The 23,808-nt window shown below is 46.5% G+C and carries 25 protein-coding genes; 15 read left to right on the top strand and 10 right to left on the bottom strand.

What is annotated here, in order from left to right; all coding sequences use genetic code 11:
• The first annotated feature begins 69 nt into the window (after positions 1 to 69).
• From B0680_RS05235 to B0680_RS05225, 3 genes are all read left to right on the top strand, one after another.
• Complete coding sequence (locus B0680_RS05235; protein ID WP_078254044.1) at positions 70 to 462, top strand: hypothetical protein; 393 nt, start codon at positions 70 to 72, stop codon at positions 460 to 462.
• 3 nt (positions 463 to 465) lie between these two features.
• Complete coding sequence (locus tag B0680_RS05230) at positions 466 to 2,163, top strand: SulP family inorganic anion transporter (protein WP_078254043.1); 1,698 nt, start codon at positions 466 to 468, stop codon at positions 2,161 to 2,163.
• Positions 2,164 to 2,240: 77 nt separating this feature from the next.
• On the top strand, positions 2,241 to 2,570 hold the full coding sequence (locus B0680_RS05225; RefSeq protein WP_078254042.1) for a beta-lactamase hydrolase domain-containing protein: 330 nt from the start codon (positions 2,241 to 2,243) through the stop codon (positions 2,568 to 2,570).
• 82 nt (positions 2,571 to 2,652) lie between these two features.
• Here the strand turns inward: B0680_RS05225 and B0680_RS05220 are convergent, their stop codons facing one another.
• Positions 2,653 to 3,381 (bottom strand): RluA family pseudouridine synthase, encoded by a 729-nt coding sequence (locus B0680_RS05220; protein WP_078254041.1) that lies wholly within the window; start codon positions 3,379 to 3,381, stop codon positions 2,653 to 2,655.
• 227 nt (positions 3,382 to 3,608) lie between these two features.
• On the opposite strand from B0680_RS05220, the gene trxA reads away from it, so the two are divergent.
• Positions 3,609 to 3,929 (top strand): thioredoxin, encoded by a 321-nt coding sequence (trxA, locus tag B0680_RS05215; protein WP_078254040.1) that lies wholly within the window; start codon positions 3,609 to 3,611, stop codon positions 3,927 to 3,929.
• A gap of 149 nt (positions 3,930 to 4,078) precedes the next feature.
• Here trxA and B0680_RS05210 read toward each other — a convergent pair whose 3' ends face one another.
• Positions 4,079 to 4,978 carry a hydrogen peroxide-inducible genes activator gene (locus tag B0680_RS05210; RefSeq protein ID WP_078254039.1) on the bottom strand — a complete coding sequence of 300 codons (900 nt, stop codon included), beginning with the start codon at positions 4,976 to 4,978 and terminating at the stop codon, positions 4,079 to 4,081.
• Positions 4,979 to 5,224: 246 nt separating this feature from the next.
• Between B0680_RS05210 and ahpC the strand changes: the two genes are divergently transcribed.
• Entirely contained in the window at positions 5,225 to 5,791 is a 567-nt protein-coding gene (ahpC, locus tag B0680_RS05205) for an alkyl hydroperoxide reductase subunit C (protein ID WP_078254038.1), read from the top strand.
• A 144-nt stretch (positions 5,792 to 5,935) separates the two neighbouring features.
• On the opposite strand, the gene B0680_RS05200 is transcribed toward ahpC, so the two are convergent.
• Positions 5,936 to 6,169: a YdcH family protein gene (locus B0680_RS05200; protein WP_078254037.1), complete on the bottom strand. Its 234-nt coding sequence runs from the start codon at positions 6,167 to 6,169 to the stop codon at positions 5,936 to 5,938.
• Positions 6,170 to 6,388: 219 nt separating this feature from the next.
• Here B0680_RS05200 and ahpF point away from each other — a divergent pair, with 219 nt between their 5' ends.
• Both ahpF and B0680_RS05190 read left to right on the top strand, forming a co-directional pair.
• Positions 6,389 to 7,945, top strand: a complete 1,557-nt coding sequence (ahpF, locus tag B0680_RS05195) for an alkyl hydroperoxide reductase subunit F (protein ID WP_078254036.1) — start codon at positions 6,389 to 6,391, stop codon at positions 7,943 to 7,945.
• A gap of 340 nt (positions 7,946 to 8,285) precedes the next feature.
• The gene (locus tag B0680_RS05190) at positions 8,286 to 8,900 is read left to right on the top strand and encodes a hypothetical protein (protein WP_078254035.1); all 615 of its coding nucleotides are present in this window, start codon (positions 8,286 to 8,288) and stop codon (positions 8,898 to 8,900) included.
• A gap of 160 nt (positions 8,901 to 9,060) precedes the next feature.
• Here the strand turns inward: B0680_RS05190 and B0680_RS05185 are convergent, their stop codons facing one another.
• Complete coding sequence (locus B0680_RS05185; protein ID WP_078254034.1) at positions 9,061 to 9,408, bottom strand: hypothetical protein; 348 nt, start codon at positions 9,406 to 9,408, stop codon at positions 9,061 to 9,063.
• A 156-nt stretch (positions 9,409 to 9,564) separates the two neighbouring features.
• Here B0680_RS05185 and B0680_RS05180 point away from each other — a divergent pair, with 156 nt between their 5' ends.
• The gene (locus tag B0680_RS05180) at positions 9,565 to 10,026 is read left to right on the top strand and encodes a DMT family transporter (RefSeq protein WP_078254032.1); all 462 of its coding nucleotides are present in this window, start codon (positions 9,565 to 9,567) and stop codon (positions 10,024 to 10,026) included.
• Positions 10,027 to 10,065: 39 nt separating this feature from the next.
• Here B0680_RS05180 and B0680_RS05175 read toward each other — a convergent pair whose 3' ends face one another.
• Together B0680_RS05175 and B0680_RS05170 are read right to left on the bottom strand one after the other, a co-directional pair.
• A complete protein-coding gene (locus B0680_RS05175; RefSeq protein ID WP_078254031.1) occupies positions 10,066 to 10,980 on the bottom strand; it encodes a DUF5672 family protein in 915 nt (304 codons plus the stop codon).
• A gap of 131 nt (positions 10,981 to 11,111) precedes the next feature.
• The gene (locus B0680_RS05170; protein ID WP_078254029.1) at positions 11,112 to 12,773 is read right to left on the bottom strand and encodes an electron transfer flavoprotein-ubiquinone oxidoreductase; all 1,662 of its coding nucleotides are present in this window, start codon (positions 12,771 to 12,773) and stop codon (positions 11,112 to 11,114) included.
• A gap of 315 nt (positions 12,774 to 13,088) precedes the next feature.
• Here B0680_RS05170 and B0680_RS05165 point away from each other — a divergent pair, with 315 nt between their 5' ends.
• From B0680_RS05165 to B0680_RS05155, 3 genes are read left to right on the top strand one after another with little or no spacing between them, the layout of a single operon-like run.
• Positions 13,089 to 13,703 carry a DUF1285 domain-containing protein gene (locus tag B0680_RS05165; RefSeq protein ID WP_078254028.1) on the top strand — a complete coding sequence of 205 codons (615 nt, stop codon included), beginning with the start codon at positions 13,089 to 13,091 and terminating at the stop codon, positions 13,701 to 13,703.
• 41 nt (positions 13,704 to 13,744) lie between these two features.
• Positions 13,745 to 14,632, top strand: a complete 888-nt coding sequence (murI, locus tag B0680_RS05160) for a glutamate racemase (protein WP_078254158.1) — start codon at positions 13,745 to 13,747, stop codon at positions 14,630 to 14,632.
• A gap of 34 nt (positions 14,633 to 14,666) precedes the next feature.
• Positions 14,667 to 15,641, top strand: coding sequence for a hypothetical protein (locus tag B0680_RS05155; protein ID WP_143821358.1), 975 nt, complete (start codon positions 14,667 to 14,669; stop codon positions 15,639 to 15,641).
• Between the two features lie 63 nt (positions 15,642 to 15,704).
• On the opposite strand, the gene B0680_RS05150 is transcribed toward B0680_RS05155, so the two are convergent.
• On the bottom strand, positions 15,705 to 16,739 hold the full coding sequence (locus tag B0680_RS05150) for a bifunctional nicotinamide-nucleotide adenylyltransferase/Nudix hydroxylase (RefSeq protein WP_078254026.1): 1,035 nt from the start codon (positions 16,737 to 16,739) through the stop codon (positions 15,705 to 15,707).
• A gap of 91 nt (positions 16,740 to 16,830) precedes the next feature.
• Here B0680_RS05150 and nfuA point away from each other — a divergent pair, with 91 nt between their 5' ends.
• The 3 genes from nfuA to B0680_RS05135 all read left to right on the top strand — a co-directional run bounded on the left by nfuA (position 16,831) and on the right by B0680_RS05135 (position 18,074).
• A complete protein-coding gene (gene nfuA, locus B0680_RS05145; RefSeq protein ID WP_078254024.1) occupies positions 16,831 to 17,439 on the top strand; it encodes a Fe-S biogenesis protein NfuA in 609 nt (202 codons plus the stop codon).
• A gap of 138 nt (positions 17,440 to 17,577) precedes the next feature.
• Positions 17,578 to 17,760, top strand: coding sequence for a hypothetical protein (locus B0680_RS05140; RefSeq protein WP_078254023.1), 183 nt, complete (start codon positions 17,578 to 17,580; stop codon positions 17,758 to 17,760).
• Positions 17,761 to 17,780: 20 nt separating this feature from the next.
• Positions 17,781 to 18,074: a hypothetical protein gene (locus B0680_RS05135; RefSeq protein WP_078254021.1), complete on the top strand. Its 294-nt coding sequence runs from the start codon at positions 17,781 to 17,783 to the stop codon at positions 18,072 to 18,074.
• A gap of 83 nt (positions 18,075 to 18,157) precedes the next feature.
• Here the strand turns inward: B0680_RS05135 and B0680_RS05130 are convergent, their stop codons facing one another.
• The 3 genes from B0680_RS05130 to B0680_RS05120 all read right to left on the bottom strand — a co-directional run bounded on the left by B0680_RS05130 (position 18,158) and on the right by B0680_RS05120 (position 20,501).
• Positions 18,158 to 19,168, bottom strand: coding sequence for an adenosine kinase (locus B0680_RS05130; protein WP_078254020.1), 1,011 nt, complete (start codon positions 19,166 to 19,168; stop codon positions 18,158 to 18,160).
• 103 nt (positions 19,169 to 19,271) lie between these two features.
• Positions 19,272 to 19,721 (bottom strand): universal stress protein, encoded by a 450-nt coding sequence (locus B0680_RS05125; RefSeq protein ID WP_078254018.1) that lies wholly within the window; start codon positions 19,719 to 19,721, stop codon positions 19,272 to 19,274.
• Positions 19,722 to 19,838: 117 nt separating this feature from the next.
• On the bottom strand, positions 19,839 to 20,501 hold the full coding sequence (locus B0680_RS05120) for a histidine phosphatase family protein (RefSeq protein ID WP_078254017.1): 663 nt from the start codon (positions 20,499 to 20,501) through the stop codon (positions 19,839 to 19,841).
• Between the two features lie 275 nt (positions 20,502 to 20,776).
• Between B0680_RS05120 and B0680_RS05115 the strand changes: the two genes are divergently transcribed.
• Positions 20,777 to 23,770 carry an insulinase family protein gene (locus tag B0680_RS05115; RefSeq protein ID WP_078254157.1) on the top strand — a complete coding sequence of 998 codons (2,994 nt, stop codon included), beginning with the start codon at positions 20,777 to 20,779 and terminating at the stop codon, positions 23,768 to 23,770.
• The last annotated feature ends 38 nt before the right edge of the window (positions 23,771 to 23,808 follow it).

Raw genomic sequence — 23,808 nt, 5'->3', positions numbered from 1 at the left:
ATTGCCCGTGTTGGCTTGGCAGGCATTATGCTTGCCAAGCGTGTTTTTCCTTGATATAAAAAGGTGTTTATGAAAGCATTATTCATCGGTGCGGCAGCGACTGCACTTGTGTTGACAGGCTGTGCTTCAACTGGTAAAGTTGCCCCACAATACGTCAATCCAACCACTTACCAAAACTATGATTGCACCGCTTTGCAATCAGAAGTCAATCGTGTGACAGCACTGGTTGAACAAACCCAAAAACAACAAGTGGGTCTATCATCAACAGGTATCGGCATCGGTATCACTGGCGGTCGTCATGGCATCTACCCAACCATTAGTCTAGGCATGGGCAGTGGCGGTCAAAAATCAGCCAAAACCAATGCACTATCACGCCTATACGGTGAGCATGATGCGATGATTGTTGCCTCTCGCCAAAAAGGCTGTGCCTTTGCTCAAGGTGTCAAAATCTACGGAGAATAATCCATGACATTGCAAAATCTATTACCCAACTGGGTTTTGCAATTCATCGACACACCCCGCACCGCCATCCCTGAAGTCTATGCCGGACTAATGATGGCGGTGCTTGTCATTCCCCAAAGTCTGGGCTATGCTGCATTGGCAGGCCTACCGCCCATTATGGGACTGTACGCATCCATCGTACCCGTCCTAGTCTATGCCTGTATCGGCTCAAGCAGTGTATCAGCACTCGGGCCTGTCGCCATCACTGCCATCATGACAGCAAGTGCCTTATCAGGCTATGCTACAGGCAGCTTGCAGTACATCGCACTTGCGATTGGCTTGGCGTTTATGGTGGGGGTGATTTTGTGGCTTGGTAGTTTGCTTCGCTTGGGCTGGATTATGCAGTTTGTCAGTCGTGGCGTGGCGGCAGGCTTTATCAGTGGCTCGGCGGTGCTGATTATCATCAGCCAATTCAAAAATTTACTCGGTATTAATATCAATACCGATAGCCTAATTTCACTCATTACCAGTACCTTTCAAAATACCCAGCCCATTCATACACTGACTTTGCTGATAGGCTTGGGTGCTTTGATATTACTGCTCATCAGTCGCTATGGCGAGCGGTGGGTGTGGGGATGGCTGCCAGCGCCGCTGATGGGCTTTGGCAATCGCTTGTTTGTCATTGTGCTTGTGGCTTGCTCGATTTATCTTGGCGTGCATTATCAGCTTGGTGAGCTTGGGGTGAGCGTGCTAGATACACCGCCTGCAGGCTTGGCATCACCAAAACTGCCGGCACTTGGCATTAATACGATGATTGAGCTGTTGCCATCGGCGTTATTGATTGCGCTGATTGCGTTTATTTCAAGCAGTACTGTCTCAGCACACCATGCTCGACTGCGTGCCGAGCCGTATGACGCCAACAAAGAAATGATGGGGCTTGGTTTTGCCAATATCGCAAGCGGTCTGTTTGGTGGCTTTGCGGTGGCAGGCGGGATTTCTCGTACGAGCCTAAATTTATCCGTCGGCGCAAATTCCCCCTTGTCATCCATCGTCTGTGCTGTCGGTATCTTATTGATTGTGTTGTTCTTTGGGCAGTATTTGGCAGGATTGCCTTATGCTATCTTGGCGGCGGTGATTATCAGCTCGGTCATCTCAATGGTCGATACCAAGACGCTCATCGGTGCATGGCGTCAAGACAGAGCGGATGCGCTGTGTTTTGTGCTGACCTTTGGTGCATCGATTGTCTTTGGGCTCAATGTCGGCTTGGTCGTCGGTCTGCTTGCCAGCTTTGCGATGATGGTCTATCGCACGCATCAGGTGCATATCGCTGTGGTGGGGCGAGTGGGTGATAGCGAGCATTTTCGCAATATTGAGCGACATACGGCGACGACTTTTGCAGGCTTGCTACTACTACGCATTGATGAGAGCCTATACTTTGGCAATGCCCAAACCGTGCATGCACAGCTGACTCGGCTGATGGCGGATGCATCGATTGCTGATATTGTGCTGATTATGACAGCGGTCAATCATGTGGATTTATCCGCCCAAGAGATGCTGTATGATTTTAATCAAGAGTGTATCAGTGCAGGCAAACGGCTGCACTTTGCCGAAATCAAAGGCCCTGTGATGGATGTGCTTGCCCATAGCGATGTGATACAGCAGTTATCAGGGCAGGTGTTTTTGAGCGCCAATCAAGCGGTGGCGACGCTCAAACGCTCATAAGCTTATGCCAAATCAAAATTGCAAGCGTGCGTGCTATCAGCTAAGATACTCCCATTAAAATTTGGGGAAAAATCATCATGCACAGCAGTATCACTTTATATAAACAAATCCATCCTTGCCAATGCCAAACGCTTGCCAAGCTTGGCTTTAAAAGCTTGGTCAATCTGCGATTTGATGACGAAAGCGAACATCAGCCGACCAGCCAAAGCATCCAAGACAGCGCACGCATGGCAGGGCTTGATTATCATCATCTGCCGATTGATGGCTCAGAATGTGTGGATAAGGCAAAAGTCGCAAGCTTTGCCAAGCTCATCAATGAACTGCCAAAGCCTGTGATGGTGTTTTGTAACTCGGGCTCTCGTGCCAAGCGTCTGTATCAATGTGCGCTGATTTCTGGATTGATTTGATAGTTTAAAATCCAAGCAAAAATGCCTGTATCCATACGATGACAGGCATTTTTTTGGGTGTATTTTGGGCGTGGATAAGCTGCTAAAACGGCACATCGCTTTGCCAATCCATCCATACGCCGTGCGTTGGGTGCTTTAGGCGCAGTTTGTGGGCGTGTAGATTGAGTCTTGGCGAGAGTGTGAGCGCTGTACCTTCGGCATAAATCGGGTCGCCAATCATCACATGACCGATATGCACCATATGTACTCGTAGCTGATGACTGCGTCCTGTGATGGGCTTTAACGCCACTCGTGTCACAGGATGTACCTTGCCCGTGCTGTCTTGACGCAGTTCATGATGTAGCACTTCATAGTGTGTCAAGGCACGCTTATCCCAATTCATATCCACGATATGTCGTGGTTTGGTCGATGGCTCATAGCGGACAGGCACATCAATCACGCCTTTTTTGTCATCCATCACAATGCTACCCATGACCACCGCTTGATATTCTTTTTGGGGAATGCGTTCGATGAACTGCTTGCTGATGTGCGTCTGTGCGTCGCTGTGCTTGGCAAAGATAATCAGCCCTGATGTGTCCATGTCTAGCCTGTGGATGAGCTTGACTTCAGGATTTACCCGTAGTAGCCGAGATTGTAAGCTGACCTTGAGCAGTCGCCCATCGACGCTCAGTAGCCCTGCAGGCTTATCCAGCACCCAAATGTCATCATCTTCATAGATGGTGATGGACTTGGCAAATTCTGCAAAAAACTCATCCGATTGCGCCAATTCGGCAGCGTTCATCTGCTCGATGTCTGTCTCTGAAAGTGTCATAATTTGTCTAATAAATCGGTATCTTTGATAAATTCAATCGCCAAAGCCAAGCCTTTGGTGCTAAAGCCTGTTATTATACCATGACTTATCGCAAAAACCGCCATCTTGAAAATTTCAACACAAGCCCCATCATAGCGATAGCTAAATCGTAGGGCTTGGTGAGATTGGTCACTAGGATAAGGCGATTCGTGAATAGTTTTTTTGATTATGTAAAAAGGTAGAAAATTATGTCAATTATCAATGCAACTGACGCCAGCTTTGATGCTGATGTGCTAAATTCTGACAAAGTGGTTTTGGTGGACTTTTGGGCGGCATGGTGTGGCCCATGTAAAGCCATCGCCCCTGTGCTTGAAGAGCTTGCCGAAGATTATGCTGGCCGTGTACAAATCGTCAAAGTCGATGTCGATGCCAACCCAGAATCAGCAGCACGCTTTGGTATCCGCAGTATCCCGACGCTATTTGTTTTCAAAAATGGCGAGCGTGTTGATGCTGTTGTCGGCGGCCGTCCAAAATCAGAATTTGCAGCACTACTTGATAAGCATCTGTAATTTGCGCATTGTTTGATGTTTTAAGTTTGATTTTCAAGCTTGATACTGCAAACAAAAAATCACCCAAATCAAGCGGTTTGGGTGATTTTTTTAAACCTGCATACAAATCATAGCATCACTTATCTCATGCTTGGTCAGCGATGTTAAAATCAGTTTGCAGTTTTTGCCAATGCCTTACCAAAAATCTCGCTCAATAGGCGCACATCATTGACACGAGCGTAGTTTAGGCGAGTGATGAATGCTAGACGGCGATGCGGGCCTGCTTCTGCTAGGGGTACGGCACGCACTTGGTTGGTGGCGCTGATTTGGTCAAGTGCCATCTTTGGCACAAGCGTCGTCCCCATACCAGCTAGGCTCATCTGAATCAGCGTGTTTAGGCTAGCATCTGAAAAGCTGGATTTGATTTCGCTTTTGCTTAGAGAGCACACAGACAGTGCTTGGTCAGTTAGGCAGTGTCCTTCGCCAAGTAGTAGCAGATTGGTCTTGGACAAATCATCGCTGTTGATTTTGCCAAGTTCGATATGTGCATCATTTTCGGGCAAAATCGCAAAAAAATCTTCCGCCCAAAACTCAAATGCGTGCAAGCCTTCTAGGGGATAAGGCAGGGCGATGATGGCGGTATCGATATGCCCATAGCGTACTTGGTCAATCAGGCGTTCGGTCTGTTTTTCGACCACAGACAGCTCAAAATGCGGATGGCTGTCTTTGAGCGTCGGTAGCACCTTTGGCAATAGGTACGGTGCGATGGTCGGGATGATACCGATGGTCATCGGATAGGCGAGCGGGATTTGGTGGCTGTGCGCTCGGGTGGTCAAATCACTGATTTCGCTAAAGATACGCTGTGCACGCTCGAGTAGCTCTTCACCGATGGGGGTGATGAGTACTTGTTTGTTATTGCGTTCAAAGATTTGGGTATCAAGCTGTTTTTCAAGCTCGGCGATACCAAGGCTGAGTGCGGATTGCGAGATGTTACATTCTTCGGCAGCACGCTTAAAATGACGATGTTTGGCGACAGCGAGTGCAAATTCCAATTGGCGTAAGGTAATCATGGGTTTCCTTGATATAATGAGTGCTCATTTGCATCCTGTGATACACGGTGGTTGAGCTTTAATAATATTACTATCTATTTTACCTAAGTTTGATAAAATAAAACAATAGATTTGAAAGTTTTAACTGTTGAAATTATGTTTTTTTGTTGTATTATAACTAAGACGCCAAAGCAAAAGATATCCAATCACGATATCGCATGGATTTGTTTTGGTAGCTTTTAAATCAATCAACCTTATAGGTGTATTATGACAGCAATCATCAACCAACACATCCCTGAGTTCTCAACTCAAGCCTATGTTAACGGCGAATTCAAAACCATCTCTACTGCTGACGTAAAAGGCAAGTGGGCAATCTTCCTATTCTACCCACACGATTTCACTTTCGTTTGCCCAACTGAGCTAGAAGACATGGCTGCTCACTACGACGAGCTAAAAGGTCTTGGCGTAGAAGTGTATGCAGTATCTACTGACACGCATTTCGTACACAAAGCATGGCACGATTCTTCTCCAGCGATCTCAAAAGTACAATACCCAATGCTAGGTGACGGTACTGGCGACATCACTCGTGGCTTCAACATCATGATCGAAGGTCAACACGCAGCTCTACGTGGTACTTTCCTAGTAGATCCAGACGGTCTAATCAAAGTTGCTGAAATCCACGACCTAGGCATCGGCCGTAGCGCAAAAGACATGGTTCGTAAAGTAAAAGCAGCTCAATACGTTCGTGAAAACGACGGCGAAGTCTGCCCAGCAGCTTGGGAAGCAGGTCAAGAAACCTTGAAGCCAAGCCTAGACCTGGTTGGTAAAATCTAATTTATCGATTAAGATAATATAGATATTAAGCTCCAAGCCTTATGGTTTGGAGTTTTTTTATTGATTTAGTAAATGTTACAGCGGATGATTCATAAAAAAAATCAGCCAACAAGTGGCTGATTTGATTGCAAAAGCAAACTCTAATTAGGCACGCTCAGCGGCAACTTTTTCTAGATAAGCTTTTAGCTCGTCTTTTAGATGTAGTTTCTTGTGCTTCATCTCGTCGATTTCACCAGCGCGGCTAACTGATGCCACTGGATCTTTTTCTAGGTTGTCGATTTCGGTGTCTAGTTCGTTGTGCTCATTGAATAGTTTTAGGAAGTGAGCATCACCTTCAGTTTTTAGTTCGGTCATTAGCTCGCGATATTCTGGAAGCATGGTATTCTCCTTTGGTTAAAAAATCAATTGCCATTGGGCTTGAACTTATCTTATCAAGAATGGGGCATATTATCAAGTACATTCGCAATTATGCTGATGTTTGATACAGATGATGACAATGTTTGAAATTCTTAAATACAGCTTTGGGCGTCGTTAGGTTATAATAACAATCAAGAGCAAATGCTCATGCATATTTCAACAGACATACAGGTATCCATTATGTTAGACCAAAATCTATTAAACGCTGTCAAAACTTATAGCGAAAACATGACTCGCCCAATCCAAATGGTCATCGGTGCAGGTGAGCACGAAAAGCGTGCCGAATTGGTGGATTTTTTGACCAAAATCGCTGGCACTAGCGACAAGATTGGCTTTGATGCGACCGTAGTAGATACCGATCTTAGCCCAATGAGCTTTAAGATCACCACCGAAAACAAAGACACAGGTATCGTTTTTAGCGGTATCCCAGGCGGTCACGAATTTACTTCATTGATTCTGGCGATCCTGCAAGCGGGTGGTCATACCTTGAAACTGGACGAAGGCATCCAAAGCCTAGTCAAGCGTATCCAAGCACCGCTAAAGTTCCAAACTTTTGTATCGCTATCATGCCACAACTGCCCTGATGTCGTGCAGGCGTTGAACCAATTTGCCATCCTAAATGACGGCATCGAAAACGAAATGATCGACGGCGGTGTATTCCCTGAATTGGTCGCCGAAAAAGGCATTCAAGGCGTACCAGCGGTATTCTTGAACGGTAAGCCATTTGCCAATGGTAAAGTGGATACTGCCAAGCTTATCGAAAAACTACAAGAGCAATACCCTGATTTGCTATCAGCCTCGGATGAGCCACAGCTTGAGACTCAAGATGTGACCGTCATTGGCGGTGGCCCTGCAGGTAGTGCGGCGGCGATTTATACCGCTCGTAAGGGTTTGCGTGTGGCACTGGTGGCTGACCGTATCGGTGGTCAGGTCAAAGATACCCAAGATATCGAGAACCTGATTTCAATTCCGCTAACCAATGGTAATCAGCTTGCTGCCAATCTAGCGACACACATCAAAGAGTACAACATCACTGTCAAAGAGCACGTGAGTGTCAGCAGCATCGAAGAAGTCAAAGGCGGCTATCAAGTTACGCTAAACACAGGTGCAAGCTGGACAACTCGCACCATCATCCTAGCGACAGGCGCCAAATGGCGTAAGCTTGGTGTCAAAGGCGAAGATGAGAACATCGGTAATGGCGTGGCGTACTGCCCACACTGTGACGGCCCATTCTTCAAGGGTAAAGATGTCGCTGTCGTCGGTGGTGGTAACTCAGGTGTCGAAGCGGCTCTAGACTTGGCGGGTATCGTCAAGCACGTGACTGTACTTGAGTTTGGTGACACCTTGCGTGCTGACCAAGTACTGGTGGATAAGGCGATGGCAAAAGACAACATCACCATCATCAAATCAGCTGCCACCCAAGAAATCACCACTGACGGTAGCAAGGTCAATGCACTGATTTATCAAGACCGCACCACAGGCGAGAACCAAACGCTACCACTATCAGCGGTATTCGTCCAAATCGGTCTGGTGCCAAACTCTGAAGTCGCCAAAGGCTTGGTAAAAACCACCCCGCAAGGTGAGATCGAAATCGACGCCAAATGCCGTACCGACAAGCCAGGCATCTTTGCTTGTGGCGATGTAACCACGGTGCCATATAAGCAAATCAACATCGCAATGGGCGAAGGCTCAAAAGCGGGTCTATCAGCCTTTGAATATCTGATGATGAACAGCTGATTGATTGCTGAATATGACAAAATCACGCCTATGATGGGCGTGATTTTTTTTGGGTTTGTGTTGGTGGGTGGGTTATGTTAAAGTGATGGGTGGTTACTGGGTAGAATTGTATGGTTGAGCTTTGCAAATGAACTCAACTCACGGATTGTGGCGTGGTTATAACATTGGGCTTATTGCGATAGCAATACCGCAAAACAAATGCTAGCCAACTCATATTGCTTGTAACCGCTCGCCAATGCGATTAGTTGGCAGTGCGTGATTATCTATGTGCAAAGTTTGCCTTAACTGGTAGGCTTTGCTACAATGAACTTAGGTTATATAGATTTATAGGAATGACATCATGCGCTTAACAACTTTTGGATTAACAGCAGTTTTGGCTTTATCTTCTTCATTGGCTTTAGCTAATTACAATCCGGTTTATGACCCAAATGATGAAGCTATGCCTTCTGTTGAAGATGATTTCTTGGAACAACCATATAAAAAGGTTGGCAAGTATAAAGTTAGCCATTGTTTTGCAGCACAAGGTGGTTATGTGGACACTGGTGTCTATGTGCCTGATGATGAATACGATAATTTTTGTAATTTAGAAGTTGTTGGTAAAGCTTTTGAAAAAGCTTCTAAACAAAAGGCGAATTTCAATAAAAACTATGTTCTTTATCAATATGAAGATAAATTACCGAATGAATCCACAATGTTTACTTGGTTTGCCTTGAATAAAAAAACCAATGAAGTGACTGTTTTAGGTGCTGATGCCAGCCCTAGAGATTATACTATACCTGGTTCAGACAAGTTGAGGCCAAAAACAAGCTTTAATGTAAAAAGCAATCAGTTTTGTATCACTCCACAAAAAAATCTAGGATTGTATAACGTTGGTGATAAATTTGAATATGAAGGAAAAACTTGCTTCTATCTGAAAAAAGGTAAGTACGGTCCTCGTTGGTCAGAGACGAAATAATTAGTGCTTTTGAGGCAAAAACCTGCTTTGATGCAGGTTGTATTTAAAATCACGCCCGTGATAGGCGTGATTTTTTTTGGATTTGTGTTGCATTCATTCTGTGTACCGATTGGAATGAGCAATATCAAACTCTATTCAAGAATATGGATGGGGTTTGATATCACTCTCGACGACTAAAAACAGTTTTTGTTTTTAAACTTTTTTCTCTGCGACCTATTAACCTGACGATAAAAAGCTGAACAATAGCCGCTATGACACTTGCAATAAAACCAAAGAAAGCGCGCCAGCCCTCATCGAAAAAAAGCCACATCGCTAGAGCTAATAAAGCAACAAGTGATGATGCCAAAAATCCAATGAATAGAGCTAACCCAATTACATTTAGAATATGCTGAAAGGGATCTGGTTGCGGAACATCGTATTTGATTGTAGCACCACAGCCACGACAGACGGTTGCACCATCAGGGATTTGATCATTATAGCAAAATGGACATGATATGTAATGTGACATGGGCATTTCCTTAAAGTTTGGTCATAGTTGTATTGTACCAATCCCCCCCCCCTTATTTTGTCAAGAAATTTATGAAAAAAAATTTATAAATTTGCTTTTGACTATAAGGCAAATATGCTACAGTAGCCAAAATTCATAAAAAAGATGAGATAAAAAATGCAGTATTTTTATTGGCTGATGGCGTTTGCCATCGGTGTGGGCGTGGCGACACAGGCAGCGATTAATGCACGCTTAGCGTTTGGCTTGGGTGGTCAGCCTTTGGCGGCGGCGTTCTTTTCATTTGCCATCGGTACGCTGTGTCTAGCGGTGGTGATGCTATTTTCGAGTAATTTTGGGGCGATTGGCGGTGCAATCGGTGCTCAGCCGTGGTGGCGATGGATTGGCGGGGCGATTGGGGCGGTGTTTGTCTTTAGCACGGCATTTTTGGCACCCAAGATTGGGCTTGTCAATATGGCGTTTTTGATTATCTTGGGTCAGCTGATTGCAGGGATGGTGATTGATGGCTTGGGGCTGATTCAGATGCCAGTGCGGACACTGGCATGGCATAAATACCTGGGGCTGACTGTGATGATGGTAGGGCTTGTGTTGTTTATGTTTGGGGATAAGATTGGGGCATAACATTAATAGCATTGATATTGGCGATGGCTTGATGATGAATCAGTCATCACTTTGCAAAAATGCTTTTGGCACATTGATGCTCAAATCCGCGCCAAGTAGCCAATTGCACAGCGCATTGGTCGCTGGATTGCTCTGACTCATACGCATTTTTTTGACCATGCGCAGAGTCTTGGTGTCGGTCAGTACCAGATGTCCAAAGGCATGACAGCCTAGCACTTGTTTGCGGGGAATATCCAAAATCTGATGCACTATGGTTGATTCACACGCAAAATAACACGCTGTCTTGAGCGGGGCAAAACGAATGCCTTGAGCCAATAATTGCTTGCGAATCATCAAGCAAAGATAGATATCTTCATTGTGCGATACGGATTCAAAGTCAAGCGACAAAGGCTGTGCGCTAAAAAACTTAGGAATATTCACCTGCCATTTGATGCCCAATTTTCTAGGCATACCCAGTAATTTTTTGCTACGCAATGAAAAACCGCCATTTTGCACATCAATGAAATTTGACGGCATATCATGCAGATACTCATCGCAGGCATCGCCTTGATGGTTTTTGACTTTGCCATCATCAAGCATCTCATACAGTCCATACACAGGCGCACCGATATAGTCATACTCAAAAAACTCATCTCGCCAGTTGTCGCCATCCACCACAAAGCCATCGTTTTGGACAATTAGGGCAAAATCCGTCTCCACCAATTGATCCAATGCGTATAAAATAAACAGATTGTATTCAAGATAGCTAAAAGGCTTGCATACTAGGTGCATGATATGCTCAGGCAGATGCTCAGGCTTATCAGGTGAGACCAGAATACAGCTTAGGCTATCTTTGGGTAGTTTCTTTTGAAGTTCGGTATAACTGCGCTCAATGGCATAGACAGAGCCTTGAGCATAGCCTTGATGACCTGTGACGCTGATGATAGTGATGCTTGGCGTGGATTTTTGGCTCATGAGATATCGCTTGGTAAAAATAGTAAAACCAGTTCAGTATAACAAATCCTATCAATAAATCTGTGAATAAATTGTTAAAAAAGCACGCCAATGATGATCATCAGCGTGCTTTTTGGGTGTGCTTGGCAGAGTTACATATTTGGATAGTTCGGGCCACCGCCACCTTCAGGTGTCACCCAAGTGATGTTCTGTGATGGGTCTTTGATATCACAGGTCTTGCAGTGCACGCAGTTTTGGCTATTGATGACAAACTGTGGCTCTTCGCCGTCTTTTTGGACGATTTCATAGACACCAGCAGGGCAGTAACGCTGTGCAGGCTCAGCATACAGCGGTAGGTTGACCGTCGTTGGCACACTTGGGTCAGTCAGGCGTAGATGGCATGGCTGATCTTCGGCGTGGTTGGTGTTTGAGATGAATACACTAGACAGCTTATCAAAGGTCAGCTTGCCATCTGGTTTTGGATAATCAGGCTTATAGGCGTGGTCTGCCTTATCAAGCGTACTGTAGTCAGGCGTGTTGTCGTGGATGGTGAGTGGCATTTTGCCACCAAGTAGATTTTGTTCGACAAAGGTGAACGCACCACCCATCCAAGTGCCCATGCGGTGCAGTGATGGTGAGAAGTTGCGTGCTTGATAAGCATCTTCAAACAACCATGAGTTCTCAAAGGCAGTTTGGTATTCAGTGACTTCATCGCCACTGCGACCGGCTTTGATGGCATTAAAGATGCTTTCGGCAGCGAGCATCCCTGATTTCATCGCTGTGTGTGAGCCTTTGATTTTGGCAGGGTTTAGAAAACCTGCATCATCACCGACCAGCACGCCACCGGCAAAGGTGAGTTTTGGTAGGCTATTGAGACCGCCTTTGGTCAAGGCACGAGCGCCATAAGATAGACGCTTACCACCTTCTAGGATAGGACGGATGACAGGGTGTAGTTTTAGGCGTTGTAGCTCATCAAATGGCGAGACGTGCGGATTGTGATAAGATAAATCCACGACCAAGCCAAAGCTGACTTGATTGTCTTCGGCAAAATACAAGAACCAACCGCCTGTTGAGCCCGTTTCGGTCAATGGCCAGCCCGAGCCGTGCAAAATCACGCCTTCTTCGTGCTTATCGGCATCAATTTCCCAAAGCTCTTTTAGGCCGATGCCATAGTGCTGTGGGTCTTTGTCTTTATCAAGATGGAAACGGCTGATTAGGCGTTTGCCCAGATGTCCACGACAGCCTTCGGCAAAGATGGTGTATTTGGCAACCAGCTCATAGCCCGGCTCAAAGCTACCCTTAGGCTCGCCTTTGGCATTGACACCCATATCACCTGTCACCACGCCACGCACTGAGCCATCTTCGTGATATAGGATGTCGCTAGCGGCAAAGCCTGGGAACATCATCACTTCAAGGGCTTCGGCCTGCTCGGCAAGCCAACGCACGACATTGCCAAGCGAGACGATATAGTTGCCTTCGTTGTGCATACTCGTTGGGACGATAGAGCTTGGTAGGCGTGTGCCTTTGGTTGCGCTTGATAGCATATAGACACGGTCTTCTTTGGCGGCGACCTTCAGCGGTGCGCCACGCTCTTTCCAATCAGGGAAAAGCTCGTCCAAGGCTCGTGGCTCGATGACGGCGCCTGAGAGCGTGTGTGCGCCAAATTCTGAGCCTTTTTCGATGACACAGACGGTAAATTCATCCATACCGTTTGCGATGGCAAGTTGGCGTAGGCGAATGGCAGCAGACAGACCAGCTGGCCCGCCACCCACGATGACGACATCAAATTCCATAGATTCGCGTTCGATTTGCATATCAATTCCTTATAAAAAAATTAAAATTTCAACAGATGGGCGGGTAGGCCATCATCCTAATGGCTTACTGGCAAATGATGGTTCTATTTTAACAAGCTTATCTCATTAGGCAAGTTAATATTGTGCAATATGGTGAATATATTACCAAATTTTATCAAAAAATGATATAAACCTTACCGATAGTTTGTAATAAACCCACCCAAGCATCACGGGGCAAATCACTTGCAATTTGCCCAAAAACAGCGCATCATAGATTTTAATCCGTGAATATTGGACTTATTAATACCAACCACGCATCACAAAAAGGATATGCCGATGACATCAAAAAACTCGATAAATTACAATAGCTTAAATGAACAGCTTTTACCATTTTTAACTAAAGCAAGTGATGGCGCGACACCTAAGCGCAAAATTCCACCGCTTGAGCGATGGCAACCAACGGGCGAATCCGACATTGACATCCATATCCGTGATAATGGTGAGTGGTATCACGAAGGCGTGAAAATGACTCGTCAGTCATTGGTGGATTTATTCGCTAGCGTCCTATGGGTAGAAGTCGTCGATGGGTGTATGGTGCATTATCTTAAGACACCAACGGATAAATATCGCATCCGTGTCGATGATGCACCACTGTTTATCAATCGGGTGGATGTGGTGCGTGATGATGGGGCAGATTGGCTAGAGTTTGGTACGACCAATGGCGATGTGATACGCCTAGATGATGCGCATGTGCCGTATTTTTCGCACTTTGGCGATGAAGAGCGGTTGTATGTCAAGACACGCTTTGGCTTGGTGGCAAAGGTGATGAATAATGTGATGTTTCATCTGATTGGTCTTGGCACGCTTGATGAGCGGATTGAAAATAATCATAACAAAACCGTGCTAAAGCTTGCCAGTGGTGGTAAAATCTATGAGATTTGCCAGTCGTGAGAATGAATGGGTGACTGGTGTGTTTTTTGTGAGTAATGGCGATGATTCATCCACACTCTGAGCAACATACAGCTGATGCGCCGATTGGGATTTTTGATTCGGGCGTGGGCGGTCTGTCGGTATTTCGGCATCTGGCACGGCTGATGCCACATGAACGCTATGTGTATTATGCCGACACCCAAAATGTCCCTTATGGCAACAAATCGGGCGATGAGATACTATTTTTGACCTTGCAGGCGGTGGATTGGCTGTGTAAGCAAGGTTGTAAGCTGATTGTGATTGCCTGCAACAGTGCATCGGCACACAGCTTAACGGCACTTCGGGCTCGATGTAGTGTGCCGATTGTTGGGCTTGTGCCAGCGCTCAAGCCTGCGTGCGAGATTAGCCAAAGTAAACAGGTGGCGGTACTTGCCACTCAAGCAACCCTACAAGGGCGACTGCTAGCACAGGTCATCGATGAGATTGCCACGCCAAAAGGGGTGACGGTGTATAAGCACTTTGAGCCGATGCTCGTGCCTTGGGTGGAGTCGGGGATGCCGATTGACCATCATGTGGCGGATTTGCTCATCAAGCAAACCGATGAATGGCATCAAGCAGGCATTGATGTGATTGTGCTTGGCTGTACGCATTATCCGTTTTTTAAGGCGTTTTTGCAGGCGTGGATTGATGAGCGGCAGCTGTCGATGACACTACTAGACTCGGGGGCGGCAATTGCCGAGCGAGTGCGCTCATTGCTTGAGTTTTTTGGGATTGTGACGACAAGCACACAGGCAGGTGAGCCGTTGGCATTTTATGCGTCAAGCTTAGCAGGCCATGTGGCAACGACCGCTAGACGCTTGGCAGGCGTGCCGATTCGCTTTGTGGATAGTGAGTTTGGGGATGTTGGTGTTATCCATAATGATGTCGGTTCTGATGATTTAGGCAAGTGATTTGCAAATTTTTTGATTAAAAAAGGTGATAATGATGTCAAGCAAGGTCTATCAACTATTATTGGGGCTGGGATTGCCGATGGTATGTGTGCAGGCGATGGCAAATGATGTGGCAGGGACGGGCAATACTTGGCTTGATAAGTCACGCACCAGCACCAAAACATGGCTCAATAATACAGCGCACAAGATGGACGACTGGTTTGGCAAGACCAATCCTGATGAGCCTGCCCGTGCCAGTTTGCGTTTGATGATGGATACCACTTGGAATGAGTATGATGGCGTAACCGTCAAGCCCCGTGTGCGTGGTAAGCTTAAACTGCCCACGCTTGAGCATCGGTTGAGTGTGATTGTCGGTGATGAAACGTTGGATGATTTGCCATCGGATGGCGGTCAAAACACTGATGAGCGTGTGGCAGTGCCTTATGCTGATGATAAGGTCTATGACCGCAAGCAAGCTCGTGAAGATAACTCATCATTGGCGATTCGTTGGTCGAAATTTCGCCGTGATACAGGCATTGATGTGGATTTGGGCGTGCGTTCGGATGATGTGTTTGTCCGTGCCAAATGGAATAAGGAATGGCAGCTGCCACACGATATCAGCAGCCGTTTTGAGCAGATGTATCGCTACGGCACTCGCAGTGAGCATACGCTGTTATCCACGCTAGAATTTAGCCAACCACAATCAGCGCACCGCCGTGTGATTAACCGCTCGCACCTGCTCTATACCCACAAGGGCGAAGAGAACCTAAACTGGGGCAATAGTCTATTTCAACAACATCATTGGCAGGTCAAGCATGGCACAGCTGAGCTGAACTATGGACTGTACGCTGGCGGTGATATCGTTGACAAAAATCCCAATCTCAACACCTACGGGCCGTATGTGGGCTATCGTCAGCCTGTGTGGCGTGATTGGTTATTTTTGCAAGGTGATGTGAGTTTTTATAATAATAAGCTGACCGATCGTGATCACCATGTGGCATTATTTAGCCGTGTAGAGATGGTATTTTGATGGTTAAATGGCTTGGATAATGTAAAAAGGCTTGTATGATGCAAGCCTTTTTATTTAGCTATTCTAAATCCCAAGCAAACGACAAATCACCCCATAATGATCTTCGAACATCTGACTGGTATCCAGCTGTGATAAGGGCAGCCAAAAGGCACGGCGAGCATCATCACTTGCTTTGATATTGGGCAAATTAGGATTGCTTGGCAATTCAAAATAATACGCCATCGTCACCGTGCGAGCACGGGCAGAGCGTTTGGGTGCATCAAACAGCTGGCTTGATACTAGGCTATTTTTTAAGATATTTTTATCAATATCAATACAAGTTTCTTCGATTAGCTCTCGTACGCAGGCGTGATAAAAATCTTCGGTATTATCGACAAATCCCCCCGGCAGCGCATACAGTCCACGACCGTACTCGCCACCCCGCTCAATCAGCAGAATATGCCCCGACTGCACGACGACGGCATCAGCGGTGATAAAGCTTGGTGGATAAGGCGCATCACGCCATGCGTCTTGGTAGGATTGGGTGTGGTCAAATTCTCGCTTGAGATTGGCATAATGGTCGGTTTGGCGAAACGCATCCAAAAACGCACGACTGGTATCGGTCAGCACCGCACTTGCCGTGCGATAGGCGTGCAAATCATCGCCAAAATACACATGACGCAGTGGTGTGGCAGATAAGCCATTGTAATTATCCACCATAAAACTGCCATACTGTGGGAATAGGGCAAGATAATACGAGCTGTCGTCTTTGGCGTGCCCGATGATGGCGATTTTTGGATTAATGGTACTGGCGGTGGCATCGGTGATGGCTTTTTGGACGCCGATGAGCCATTTATTATCATTATAAGTGGCGTCATGAATACCGATACAGTGGATGCGTGCGGCGTCAGCAGGCGCAAAACTGCCCAAAATCATCGCCGTACGTTCGCTTGCCGTAAAGGGATTTTTTGGGGTGCGTGGCGAATTGGCTGAGCCGATTAGGATGATGACTTGTTTGGCGTAGTTTAGGGCAAGTTGGACGACATGATGATGCCCCTGATGAAATGGCTGAAAACGCCCAATAAAAACCAAATAATCAAATTCAAAAGCATCACTCATATTTTATCCAAAAATCACAAAAAATTTCTTGATTAATCTAGAATATGTTACCATATAGGACAAGTATTTGTATCATTCAAAGAGAATTTTTATGACAGAATTAAGCAGCAACATCAAAATCACCGACTCTGCCCAAGATTATCTGGCAGAGCTACTTGCCAAGCAGGAAGTTGAAGGCATTGGCGTGCGTATCTTTGTGGAGCACGCAGGCACACCACGCGCTGAGTGCTGTATGTCGTATTGTCAGCCTGATGAAGTGGACGAAGATGATTTACACATCGCTTATGACAAATTCACCGCACACATCGATGCGCCAAGCATTCCGTACCTGCACGATGCGGTGATTGATTATAATAAAGACCGTTTCGGCGGTCAGCTCACTTTCCGTGCGCCCAACTCAAAAGTGCCACAAGTCGGCGAAAATGCCAGCATCGAAGAGCGCATCAACTATGTGCTACAGTCAGAAATCAACCCAAACCTTGCCAGTCATGGCGGCTCAGTTGAGCTACTTGAAGTCATCGAAGATGAAGCGGGTCTGACAGCGGTCTTGAAATTTGGCGGTGGCTGCCAAGGCTGCTCGGCGGTGGATGTCACCTTGCGTCAAGGCGTGGAAGTACAGCTTAAGCAATCTATCCCTGAGCTGACCCAAGTGGTGGATAGCACCGACCACAGCGTCTCGGATAATGCATATTACAAGTGATGAATTAAACCATCGTTCAGAATTATACCNNNGGTATAATTCTGAACGATGATCATTAATTGTTATAATAAAAAAATTGCAAATAAATAAACAATATGTTATAATTTTGAGTGTAATATACATTTTTTGGGGAGTGTAATGGAAGAATTGTTTTCTATGTTGTTTTGGTTTTTCGGTTTCGCAATTGCCTATGGAAGCATAGGGGCTGCAGGCGAGGCGTTCGCAGATCGAGCTTACCTAAAATTTTTCCTCCTATTAATTTTTGGTCTTTCAGTGGCTATGATTGTTTTAGCAACCGGCTTGGAATTTGTATTTGAATAATTGGAAAGGTAGAGTGGGTTTTGAGCAGCTTAATTAAAAAATTTGCAGCCAATATGTTTTTAAATGGTGAAAGTCTTGGTGGTTTTTTGTATGTTTATGAAAATGGTTTGAGATTTAAGTCTCATGCATTTAATTTCCAAAAGGCAGATGTTTGGATTGATATATTAGATATCCAAAACTTGGAAAATTTTAACACGCTATTCTTTATTCCAAATGGATTAAAAGTGTCTTGTTCTACCAGCGAATATGATTTTGTTGTATGGAATAGATCAAAAGTATCCAAATTGATTGCATCTTTAAGCCATAAAAAATGAAAATACCTGCTTGGGTTAATTAAAAATCAACCGCCTATTTTTCAAAGCGGTTGATTTTTTTTGGCTTTAATTATAAGCGTGCGTTATAGCGTCTTAGCCTTAATTGCTTGATAGTCCGCCACACTTAGGCGAGGGCCGAACTGACTGACGATGGCAGCGGCGACTTCAGCGGCAAGCTTACCACAAACAGGCAACTCAAGCCCTTGGGATAGTCCGTATAAGAACGCCCCAGCATAGTTATCACCCGCACCATTGGTATCAATCACTTGACTGACTGGGGCAGCATCGATGTGATGTTCGATGATGCCTGTATCGCCACGACAAGCGATGATGGCAGGCTTGTCTGAATTGGTGATGACCACGAGCTCACTGTATTTGAGTAGGGCATTGACAGGGTCAGCTTCACCATCTGCTTCAGCAAATAGTGTCGCTTCTTCAAAGTTACAAAACACCGCATCCACGCCACGATTAAGCATGGCTAATAGACCGTCTTTGGCGAATTTGACCACAGCAGGGTCGGCAAAGCTGACAGCGACTTTGACACCGTGCTTGCGTGCGGTGGTGTGTAGCTGAGTCAGTGCATCGCTGACCGATGGCGACATGGCAAGATAGCCTTCAAGATACAGCCATTTGGCACTGCCAAGTGTCTCAAAATTGACATTATCCGCACAAATCTCGCTACTGGTGCCCAGATGTGTCTGCATGGTACGCTCACCATCAGGGGTGACGAGCACCGCACACGAGCCTGTGATGCCATCACGATGTACCGCAAAGTCTGCATCGACTGTCACGCCTGATGATTCAAGGTCACCCAGATAAAAATCACCCATCTCATCACCACCGACACGGCAATGATAATAAGCACTACCGCCCAGTGAAGCAAATGCCACCATGCTGTTTGCAGCGCTACCGCCACCGGCCTGTTTGGCAGGGGTGATGCCTTGTTTGGCAAGCACTTCAAATAACGCCGCTTGGGCATCAGCATCCGCCAAAGTCATATTGCCACGAGTCAGACCAGTGGCAGCTAGGGCGTCTTCGCTTAGGGTAAATTCGGTATCAACTAGGGCATTACCAATGCCGACGACATCATACATAGCTTTCTCTTTAAAAAATCTAAAAAAACACAATCAGTCAAGCAAGCCAATATCTTTGACCTACTTGACTGATTATCAGATACAATCAGATAAAAATTAACGGTTATTCGGCAGCCAACTGCACGACCAATAAATCACTATCGACATCAGGCAGGATGCTGTCAGCAGTTGCACCTGCAATCCATGCCGACAGACCAGTACGCTTGTGGCGACCGATGACGACCAAATCCACAGCGTGCTTATCGCAATAATCCACGATGCCTTTGCGACCCGAAATGGCGGTCTTGATATTGACATGGTGTGCTTGTAGATGGTTGCGGCTTAGGACTTCAGCTAAGCGAACCCGAGCTTTTTGGCAGCGCTCATCATCAATCTGCTCATGCAGTGCCGATGCCGGAATCAGCTCATAGCCAAAGCCAAGCATGGTCTCTTCGACGATGTGCAAGACGGATAATTGGGCTTGTGGTTCTGCATCCAAAATCCACTTGGCTTTTTGTGCGACCAAATCGGTATCGTCTTTTAGGTCAGTGACTAGCAGTACATGTTGGTACATAAACACGCTCCTTTTGCTGTTTTGGTTGCCAATTTTCCTATACTTAGTATAACAAATATTAAGCGATAATTCAGCTGATTTGGGGGAATTTCTTTAAAAAAACTTGCCCAATTGCCATCACATCACAAGCGACACACCGCCACGATTATCCCGCAGTTTGGCGATGGATTCGGTTGTGCCATCGATGGTAAGTAGATACACATCATAATTATCAGGGCGGATGGTCAGCTCAAAAGTGGCAAAAGTGGCTTTATCGAGCACCTGCTTGCTGTCTTGGTGCAACAGCTGCCAAATCAACATCCCAATCCACATCCCATGCCCAAAGACCACATAACTGCCGTCCGCCATCTCGCCAAAGGTCTGCCGTGCCGTGCGTACTCGCGCCACAAAGTCATCAAAACTGTCCGTCTGCTCGCTGTCCTTATGGTCATTTGGCATCTGCCAAAACGCCTGCGCCATCGTGCGAATCTCGGATAATTCACGACCGCTGATACGCTCAAATGTCAGCATATTAAACTCTTGTAAGCTTGGCATGACGGTGGCATCAAAGCCTGTTTTATGCAGATATGACAAAGCAGTCTGATGCGTGCGGATATAAGGTGAGATAAACACACCGTTGATGGTTTCTTGGGATTTTGTCAAATACTCACACAGCCAGTCGCACAGTGTCAGGGCTTGAGCTTGCCCAAGTTCGGTAAGATTAATCAAATGATTTTCACGGATAACCAGTCCTGCGTTGGACTCGCTTTGGGCATGGCGGATTAGGTAGAATTTTTTCATAATAAATCAATTATTGGTTGGGTGTCAATCGTATATGGCGTGCGTTTAACGGGCAAATCGTGTAAATCATATCAGTATTTGAATGATAAAGCTGATGATAAGCCAAGCACGCTGATAAGTTTTGTTGCTTTGATATCATCATACGCCCTAAATGCAGGCTTTTGTGTTAAAATAACGCACTTTTATCATGATTTGTAAGCATAACAAAAACTGCCCAAAGATACCACCTTGGCAAGCAGATATTTAGGATTGATATGACCATCTCAACACAGGCGATGACGCCATCCACTTTTACACCATCCACCGAGCTACACCCAAGCTTTGAGCTGCTGGACACTCGCCGTATCGAAGCGCTCGACATTACCGTTTTAACCACTCGCCATCGCATGACAGGGGCGGTGCATTATCATTTGGCGTGCCAAAATAGCGAAAATGCGCTGATGATTGGCTTTGCAACTGTGCCTATGACTTCTCGTGGCGAAGCGCACATCCTTGAGCATGTGGTGCTGTGTGGCTCTGAAAAATACCCTGTGCGAGACCCATTTTTTAGTATGATTAAACGCTCGCTCAACACCTTTATGAATGCGATGACCGCCAGCGATTGGACGGTGTATCCTTTTGCCAGTCAGAATAAAAAGGACTTTTTTAACCTATTATCCGTCTATACCGATGCGGTATTTTTCCCCAATATTCATCCGCTAGACTTTGCCCAAGAAGGCATCCGCATTGAGCTTGATGACGATGGCAAGCCACATTATCACGGCATTGTATTCAACGAAATGAAAGGGGCGATGAGCGGTGAGATTGATCAGCTGTATTATGCGTTGACACCGCATCTGTTTCCGACGACGACTTATCATTATAATTCAGGCGGTGATCCTGCCGAGATTCCAAAGCTAAGCCATGCTGATTTGGTGGCATTTCACCAAGCGCATTATCACCCAAGCAATGCCATCATCATGAGCTTTGGCGATATTCCTGTGTCAGAGATTCAAGAAAAACTTCATAATGATGCCCTAAGTCGCTTTGATGATACGACTCGTCCCGCTCAAGGCAAAAAATTCTCATCATCACTTGAGACGCCGCTCACCGCCCCTGTGACGGTGACAGATACTTATAGCAGTGACAGCGATGGCAAGCAGATGACGCATCATGTGCTGGCGTGGCTATTGCCGACCATCACCGATCCAAAGGTGCGCCTATCATTGCGTTTGGTCGAAGGGGTCTTGGCAGAGCATAGCGGTTCGCCTTTGCGTGCATATCTTGAGAGTCATCCGCATGGCACAGCGCCAAGTCCGCTACTTGGCTTGGATGATAGCCATTATCAGATGGTATTTTATGCAGGACTGCGTGGCTCGGATGCCGAGTATGCCGATGCGGTGCAGCAGGGGATTTTGGATTTATTAACTGATATTGCGAGCAATCCGATTGCTGATGATGTCATTGAGACGATTTTGCACCAGATTGAGATTGATCAGCGTCATATCGGTGGCGATAGTATGCCTTATGGCTTGACCTTGATGCTCGAAGGCTTTAGCACGGCGATTCATGGCGGTGATCCGATTGATGTGTGGCAGATTGATGAGCATTTGGCATGGCTTAAGGATAAGGCATTTGAGCCAAACTGGGTGCAGTCATTGATACGCACGCACTTGATTGACAATCCGCACCGAGTACTACTGACCATGAGTCCTGATACGGATAAGGCGGCTCGCCTGATTCGTGATGAAGAGATGAAATTGGCAGAGCTAGATACGCAGCTCACTGATAACGACCGAGCCACGATCCGTCAGCAAAGTGCAGATCTGCAGGCTCGTCAAGCCACCCCCGATGATGTCAATCTACTGCCAAAAGTGGATCTGACTGATGTGCCAAGCGATGTGGCATTTACCCACGCCACGCATACCATGCTTGCAACAAATATGGGCGATGTGCCTGTACATCTGTATCATGCGGGTACGAATGGGCTGTATTATTATCAGCTGATTACACCATTGACCGGTGAAGTCGCTGATCAAGTGCTCAATAATCCGCTATTGCCACTGTATCTGGCGCTATTATCCGAAGTGGGTACGAGTAAGCATGATGCACGCAGTTTCCAAGCGGTGCAAGCATCGCATTCATCAGGGGTGACGGCTCGTATCAGTCAGCGTACCAGTATTGATGATAAAGATCAAATGGGCAGTTATTTTGTGCTTGCCACTCGTGCACTCAATCGCAAAACCGAAGCCATTGCACTCGTGTCCGAAGTGCTAAATGATACCATCTTTAGCGAAACTGACCGCATCCGTGAACTACTGCAACAAAAACAAAGCGGCTGGCAATCTCGTCTATCGGGCGCGGGGCACGCCTATGCCATGCAGACGGCAGTGCGTCAGATGAGCCGTCAAGCAGCGATTGAGTATGCCTATTCAGGTCTGCCGGCACTCGCTACGCTCAAGGCATTTTTGGCGCAGGCAGTCCAAGATGATTCGCAGTGGCAACTGCTAACCGAGCGACTGACGGCACTGCATCAGACGATGATGAGCCTGCCAAAGCAGGTGCTACTGGTATGCGAAGAGACAGCGAGCGAGTCACTATTGCCAATCATCGCCGACCAGCTATCGGCACAGCCGAGCAGTCAGACAATCCTATCATCAAGCACGCCGATGCTATTTGATGAGCTTAGCCATCTACTGCATGATGATAGCCGTGAAGACATCGCATGGCTGATCTCAACCAATGTCCATCACAACGCCGCTGCCTATCCTGCCACCACATCAGGTCATGCCGATACGCCTGCTTTGATGGTGCTTGCGCCATTTTTGCGCAATGGCTATCTGCACAGCGCCATCCGTGAAAAAGGCGGTGCTTATGGCGGTGGTGCAAGCTTTGACAGCAATTCGGCATCGTTTCGTTTCTACAGCTATCGAGATCCGCACTGCCAAGAGACCTTTGTGCACTTTGCCAAGAGTATCGATTGGCTACTCACTACCGAGCACGATGATGAGCAGCTGACCGAAGCCATCTTGGGCATCATCGCAGGCATGGATAAGCCGGGTTCGCCTGCCGGTGAAGCGGTCAAGTCCTGCTTTAGCGAGCTGCATGAGCGAGACCAAGCATGGCAACAGGCGATGCGTGCCAAGATTTTGGCGGTCAGTATCGATGATCTCAAGCGTGTGGCGATGACCTATCTTAAGGACAAGCCACATACCAAAGCCACCCTTGCCCCGATGGAAAAAGAACAAGCCATGAGCGAGCTTGGCTTTGTGATTAAAAAATTGACATAATAAAAGCGGGCTTCGGCTCGCTTTTTTTTGTGGGTTTG

Source organism: Moraxella pluranimalium (genome assembly GCF_002014825.1).
In the GTDB taxonomy this organism is placed as follows: domain Bacteria; phylum Pseudomonadota; class Gammaproteobacteria; order Pseudomonadales; family Moraxellaceae; genus Moraxella; species Moraxella pluranimalium.
Note: the sequence above shows the minus strand (reverse complement) of the source record. Positions and strands in the feature narration are given on the sequence as shown.